Annotated in this window: 6 protein-coding genes and 1 tRNA gene; 4 read left to right on the top strand and 3 right to left on the bottom strand. The window is 71.9% G+C overall.

What is annotated here, in order from left to right:
• Positions 1-1,273, bottom strand: a 1,273-nt coding sequence (locus E1211_RS30150; protein ID WP_132353312.1) for an MFS transporter, incomplete at its 3' end; no start/stop codon positions are given.
• Positions 1,274-1,398: 125 nt separating this feature from the next.
• Here E1211_RS30150 and E1211_RS30145 point away from each other — a divergent pair.
• Positions 1,399-1,872 (top strand): hypothetical protein, encoded by a 474-nt coding sequence (locus tag E1211_RS30145; protein WP_207915559.1) that lies wholly within the window; start codon positions 1,399-1,401, stop codon positions 1,870-1,872.
• Between the two features lie 57 nt (positions 1,873-1,929).
• Positions 1,930-3,135, top strand: coding sequence for a low temperature requirement protein A (locus E1211_RS30140; RefSeq protein ID WP_132353310.1), 1,206 nt, complete (start codon positions 1,930-1,932; stop codon positions 3,133-3,135).
• Positions 3,136-3,217: 82 nt separating this feature from the next.
• Here the strand turns inward: E1211_RS30140 and E1211_RS30135 are convergent, their stop codons facing one another.
• Positions 3,218-3,643, bottom strand: a complete 426-nt coding sequence (locus E1211_RS30135; protein ID WP_132353308.1) for a glutaredoxin domain-containing protein — start codon at positions 3,641-3,643, stop codon at positions 3,218-3,220.
• 221 nt (positions 3,644-3,864) lie between these two features.
• Between E1211_RS30135 and E1211_RS30130 the strand changes: the two genes are divergently transcribed.
• Both E1211_RS30130 and E1211_RS30125 read left to right on the top strand, forming a co-directional pair.
• Complete coding sequence (locus E1211_RS30130; RefSeq protein ID WP_132353306.1) at positions 3,865-4,389, top strand: GNAT family N-acetyltransferase; 525 nt, start codon at positions 3,865-3,867, stop codon at positions 4,387-4,389.
• A gap of 205 nt (positions 4,390-4,594) precedes the next feature.
• Positions 4,595-5,416, top strand: a complete 822-nt coding sequence (locus E1211_RS30125) for an alpha/beta fold hydrolase (protein WP_132353304.1) — start codon at positions 4,595-4,597, stop codon at positions 5,414-5,416.
• Positions 5,417-5,552: 136 nt separating this feature from the next.
• Here E1211_RS30125 and E1211_RS30120 read toward each other — a convergent pair.
• Positions 5,553-5,629 (bottom strand) — tRNA-Pro (locus E1211_RS30120).
• Between the last annotated feature and the right edge of the window lie 225 nt (positions 5,630-5,854).

Raw genomic sequence — 5,854 nt, 5'->3', positions numbered from 1 at the left:
GTTCGGGTCTGGTCGGGGTGTTCGGGGCGGCGGAGGTACGGCCGTCCTCGGCGGGGGCGAGCAGGCGGCGCAGGGAGAGCGCCACCACGGAGGCGAGCAGGCAGCCGCCGACGACCGCCACCACCCACACCTTGCCGTCGGCCGCCCCGATCAGCGGGCCGGCGGTCACCGGGCCGATCACCCCGCTGATGCCGAAGATCATCGAACTCATCGCGTTGTACCGGCCCCGAAGCTCGTCGGTGGCGAGCGCGTTGGTCAGCGCCGGCATGACCGGTGAGAGCATCGTCTCGCCGAAGCCGAAGATCGCGGAACAGGCCACCACGCCGAGCGCCGCGACGATCGCGTTGCTCGTACCGACCAGACCGGCGGCGCCGAGGACCAGCCAGGCGGCGGCGAAGACCGCACCCACCGCGGCGAGCGCGCCGGTACGACTCCGCCCCTCCAACCGCCGGATCACCAGCAGCTGCGCGAGCACGATCATCACGGTGTTGGCGGCGAGGGCCCAGGCCACCACCCGGGGACTCACCTCGACGACCCGGACGGCGTACGCGGTGAAGCCCACCTCGATCTGCGCGTAGCCGCAGGTGGTGAGGATCAGACCGAAGATCACCAGCCGGCGGAACGGACGGTCCCGCAGCACCGTGAAGTAGCCGCCGCCGGACCGCCGGTCGCCGTCGTCGCCCGTCGCCAGCCGTCGCCCGACGCCGGGCAGGGTGAGCAGGATCAGGGCCGGCATCAGGTAGCTCACCGCGTCCAGCAGGTAGATCGTCTGGAAGGTCACCGGGCGACCGGTGTCGACGATCGCGCCCGAGGTCATACCGCCGATGCCGATGCCGAGGTTGAGCAGGGCGAAGTTCAGCCCGAAGACCCGCTGTCGTTCCCCGTCGTCGGTCAGCGAGGCGAGGATGGTGTTCTGCCCCGACCAGATGGCCGAACTGCCGACCGCGATCACCGTGACCACCAGGAACGCGGAGGCGGTCGAGTGGACCAGGGCGAGGGAGCCGGTGCCGATCGCCTCGATCAGCAGGCAGGGGAGCACCACCCGGCGCGCACCGAAGCGGTCGATCAGGGTGCCGCCGAGCGGCGAGAGGGCCAGCGTGACCGCGCCGTACCAACCGATCACCAGGCCGGCGCGGGCGTCGGTGAGCCCGCGTACGTCGGTCAGGTAGATGAAGAGGAACGGGAGGGTGAGGCCGCGCCCGACCGCCGAGAGCAGGGTGCCGACGAGGATGCGTCGGGCTTCGGGACGGCGGGGCAGGGCGCGGCGCAGCATGCCCGCATTCTCAACGGTGGGGGTGACAGCGTGCGAGTCGATTAACGGCCGGCCCGTGTGGCGCGAGCCGGTGCGTGACGAAGACCATCCGGGACGCTGTCCGACCGCTCTGCGATGCTGGCGGGGTGACCACCACCTGGCGCCACCTGCCCGCGTCCGCCCGCGAGATCGCGGAGAGCGCCGTCGAGGCGGTGACCGCCGCCCGGCAGCGTGACGTGCCGGCCTACGACGCGGCGGTGGCTCGCCTGGCGACCGCCGAACGTGCGGGACTCGTTCTCGGTGCGGTGGTCCGGCTCCTGCTCGAGGAGGGCCATCCGGACGGCGTGGCCGGTGACGACGTCCGCCAGGTGCTGGAACGGTGTGCCCGCGGTGCCGCGCAGTGGCGTTCCGACGTCGACCCACACGTGCTGCTGGTCCTGCTCGCCGGCGCGCTCGGGGTGTACGACCCGGACGGCGACGAGTCACCGCCGGATCCCGCGGCGATCGCCCGGCACGCCCCGCTGCTCGTCGCCGACCTGGCGACCGGAACCGGCCGGCCGCTCGACGCCTATCTCGCGGCGGCGTTCGCCGAGATCGAGCGGGCCGAGCGGCAGGACTGAGCCGTCCCGTTCGCCGAACCGGCCTCGTCGCCCGGATGACGCCACGAAGATGACGGGGTGCCCATCTCCCGGTCCCGCTACGAGCCGACCGAGGAGACGCACCGGACGACCAACTTCGAGATCTTCTTCGATCTCGTCTTCGTCTTCGCGCTGACCCGGATCGTCGAGTTCATGGCGGAGACCCCGACGGCCGTCACCATGGTCCGCGGGCTGATCCTCATCCTGCTGCTCTGGTTCTCCTGGTCCGCGTACGCCTGGTTGGGCAACGAGGCGCGCGCGGACGTCGGCCTGGTCCGTACCGGCACGCTCGCCGCCATGGCGGCGCTCTTCGTGGCGGCGTTGGCGATTCCGGACGCCTGGCAGCAGGACCGCGGCCCGCTGCCGGCCGCGCTCGTGCTCGCCGTGGCCTACCTGGCCGTACGGGTCCTGCACATCTCGCTCTACCTCTACGTGTCCCGCAGCCCCCAGCTCACCCGTACGCTCCGGCTCAGCGCGATCCCGCTGGCGCTGGCGTGGATCCCGTTCGTGGTCGGCGCGTTGCTCGGTGGCACGGCCCAGACGGCGCTCTGGGCGGCGGCGTTCCTGATCGACGTCGGCGGCGGCCGGGTCGCCTCCGGCTTCAGTCCCTGGCAGTTGCGTAGCGTCAGCCACTTCACCGAGCGGCACCGCCTGGTGATCATCATCGCCATCGGCGAGTCGCTGATCTCGATCGGCCTCGGTGCCGGCGCGGAGCTGGTCACCTGGTGGGTGCTGCTGGCGGCGCTGCTCGGCTTCGTCGTCACCGTCTGCCTGTGGCGGTTGTACTTCGACCGGTTCGCGCCGGCCATCGAGCACGTCGTGGCGACGGTGCCGCGGGCGCGGCGGGGCACCATCGCCAGCGACGCCTTCAGCCTCGCCCACCTCCCGATGATCGCCGGGATCCTGTACATCGCGCTCGGCGTCGAGCAGGTGCTGGCCGTGCTCATGCACGAAGGGTCCGCTTCGAGGTCGCCCGGGCTGGGCCTGCCCGGTGTCGTCGCGCTCTACGGCGGGGGCGCGCTCTACCTCGTCGGCCGGGCGCTCTGCCTCCGCCTCACCGCCGGCCGTACCGCGCTGCCGCCGATCGCCGGTGCCGTCGCCCTCGTCCTGCTCATCGCGCCGGCCCGGCTGCTGCCCGCGCTCTCCGCGCTGGCGCTGCTGGTGGTGGCCCTGCTCGTGCAGTGTGCGGTGGAGCGGCGCTCCGGCACCCTGGCCGCGCCGCCCGCCGTCGAGCCGGCCCGTTGATCAGCCCTCGGCCGGGTCGGGCTCCCGGCGCTCCGCTCGCCGTGCCGCGCTCACCGGCGGCCGGCGCGGGAGAACATGGCGACTACCGGCCCAGCCGACGCCGGAACCAGCCCGGGTTCGGGTTGACGATCGCGGCTCCGTCGGCCATCACCACCGTCGGCACGGTCTCGTTCCCGCCGGTGATCGCCCGGACGGTCGCCGCCCCGGCCGGATCGCTCCAGATGTTGACCCAGTACGCCCGACGGGCGGCGCGGCCGAGCCGCAGACGCAGACGGAGGCAGTAGGTGCAGCCGGGCCGCCAGTAGACGACCGGCCGCCCGTCCGCGGCACCGCGCTGTCGTGCCTCCGCGGCACTGACGGAACCGGGGAAGGCCAGCGGTGACAGCACCGACGCCAGCGCCACGAGGAGCACCAACCAGATGACGCCGAGCCAGACCGGTCGCAGGGTGGCCGCGACGTACCCGCCGGTCACCAGCAGCAGTCCCGGTGGACCCCATACGCGCAGCATCGCCTCGGATGTTAGTCACCCTCGCTTCTCCTGTCCCGCCCTGAGCAGGCGAACGTCGGCGGTCAGGGTGGGGTCGGCGGCGCGACGCCGCCGGCGAGGCGGGGATGGTGGGGCTGGCCGCTGCGTCGTGATCCCGGGGGCCGTGAGTGCCGGCGCGCCGGCAGCGCCGGCGGGCGCGGCCTCTCGCCGCTTGACAGGGGCCAGCCCGATATCGTCGCCGGGTGCCCGAACTGATCGCCCCCACCGTCGACCTGCACACCGCCTGGCTCGACGCGCGTGACGACTGGGGGCCCGGCGCCCACGAGGACGGGTTCGGCCTGCGCCCGTCCGACGAGGTGAACTCGCCCGCCGGGTTCGCCGCCTGGGTGGCGCGGCTCACGGCGGAGTCGGACCCGGCGAAGCCCCTGGATGCCGGGCGGGTGCACTGTACGTACCGATGGATCGTCGAGGGTGATCAGGTGCTCGGCGGGATCGCCCTGCGGCACGAGCTCGACGACTTCCTGTTGCGGGTCGGCGGACACATCGGCTACGGCATCCGGCCCTCCGCACGCCGACGCGGGCTGGCCGGCTGGGCGTTGGGCCGGATGCTCGACGAGGCACGGACGCTCGGCCTGGACCGAGTGTTGATCACCTGCGAGGTGGAGAACATCGCCTCGGCGAGGACGATCGAAGGTCGGGGCGGCGTCCTGGAGGACGTCCGGGACACCGAACTCGGTGCCGTGCGGCGCTACTGGGTCGAGCTGTAGCAGCGGCCACTGAAACACCCCTGGAGACCGGCGGGGCCGGTGCCCCGAGCGGAGGATGTGGCGGTTCGGGCTCGGGCGGTAGCAGATTCCGGCAAGCTGGGGATACCGGGCCGACCGCATACCGGCTCTCGTCGGAAGTACTGCTCGGCCGCCTGGAGTCCAGGACTGTCGAGCGGGAAACGATCATGACCTACGGGGGAGTGTCATGGCGTACGTCACCGCGAAGGACGGCACCGAGATCTACTACAAGGACTGGGGTGCCGGTCCGGTCGTCACCTTCTCGCACGGTTGGCCGCTCAACGCCGACGCGTGGGACGGGCAGCTGCTCTTTCTGGCGCAGAACGGGTTCCGGGTCATCGCCCACGACCGGCGCGGCCACGGCCGTTCGGGTCAGGCCTCGGCGGGCAACGACATGGACGGGTACGCAGACGACCTCGCCGCGGTGATCGAGGCGCTGGATCTGCGCGACGTCACCCTCGTCGGGCATTCGACGGGTGGCGGTGAGGTCACCCGGTACATCGGTCGGTACGGGACGGCTCGGGTGGCGAAGGCGGTGCTCATCTCCGCCGTGCCGCCGATCATGGTGCAGAGCCCGGACAACCCGGAGGGTCTGCCGCTCCAGGCCTTCGACGACCTGCGTACGAACCTCTTCAAGGACCGGTCGCAGTTCTACCAGGATCTGGCGCAGATGTTCTACGGGGCGAACCGCCCCGGGGCGCAGGTCTCCAAGGGCATCCTCGACCAGTTCTGGTTGTGGAGCATGCAGGCCGGCCTGAAGAACGCCTACGAGAGCATCAAGGCCTTCTCGGAGACCGACTTCCGGGCCGACCTGGCCAAGTTCGACGTGCCCACCCTCGTGATGCACGGCGAGGACGACCAGATCGTCCCGGTCAAGGACTCGGCGCGGAAGACCGCCCAGCTGGTCGCGAACGCCCAGGAGATCTACTACCCGGGTGCCCCGCACGGGATGACCGCCACCCTCCAGGACCAGGTCAACAACGACCTGCTCGCCTTCCTGCGGAGCTGATCCGTCACCGGAGAGGCGCGGACCCGGTCGCGGTGGCTCCCCGCCGACGGAGCGGGGTACCGCCTCGGGCCGCGCGACGGTGCCCGGATACGAATCAAGGCCCCTCAGTTGAGGGGCCTTGACCTGCTCTTACCTCTGGTCGGGGTGGCCGGATTCGAACCGACGACCTCTTCGTCCCGAACGAAGCGCGCTACCAAGCTGCGCCACACCCCGAGGCGTGCCGACAAATAGTAGCCCACCCGATCGGGGGCTCCAACTCGGTACCCCCTCGGGTCGGCCGCCGCCGCGCGCCCCGGAAACCAGGACCGCCCACCGGGGCGGCCATGATCCGGACAACTTCCCGGAAGTCGCTGCTCGGGACGCCGGTGAGGCCACGACTTACCGGAAGTTGTGGCCTCACCGGCGGCTCCGGGGACGGGGGTGGGTCAGCGGGGGATG

Source organism: Micromonospora sp. 15K316, assembly GCF_004348525.1.
Lineage (GTDB): Bacteria > Actinomycetota > Actinomycetes > Mycobacteriales > Micromonosporaceae > Micromonospora.
The sequence above is the reverse complement of the archived record's forward strand: the minus strand, read 5'-3'. Positions and strand labels throughout refer to the sequence as shown.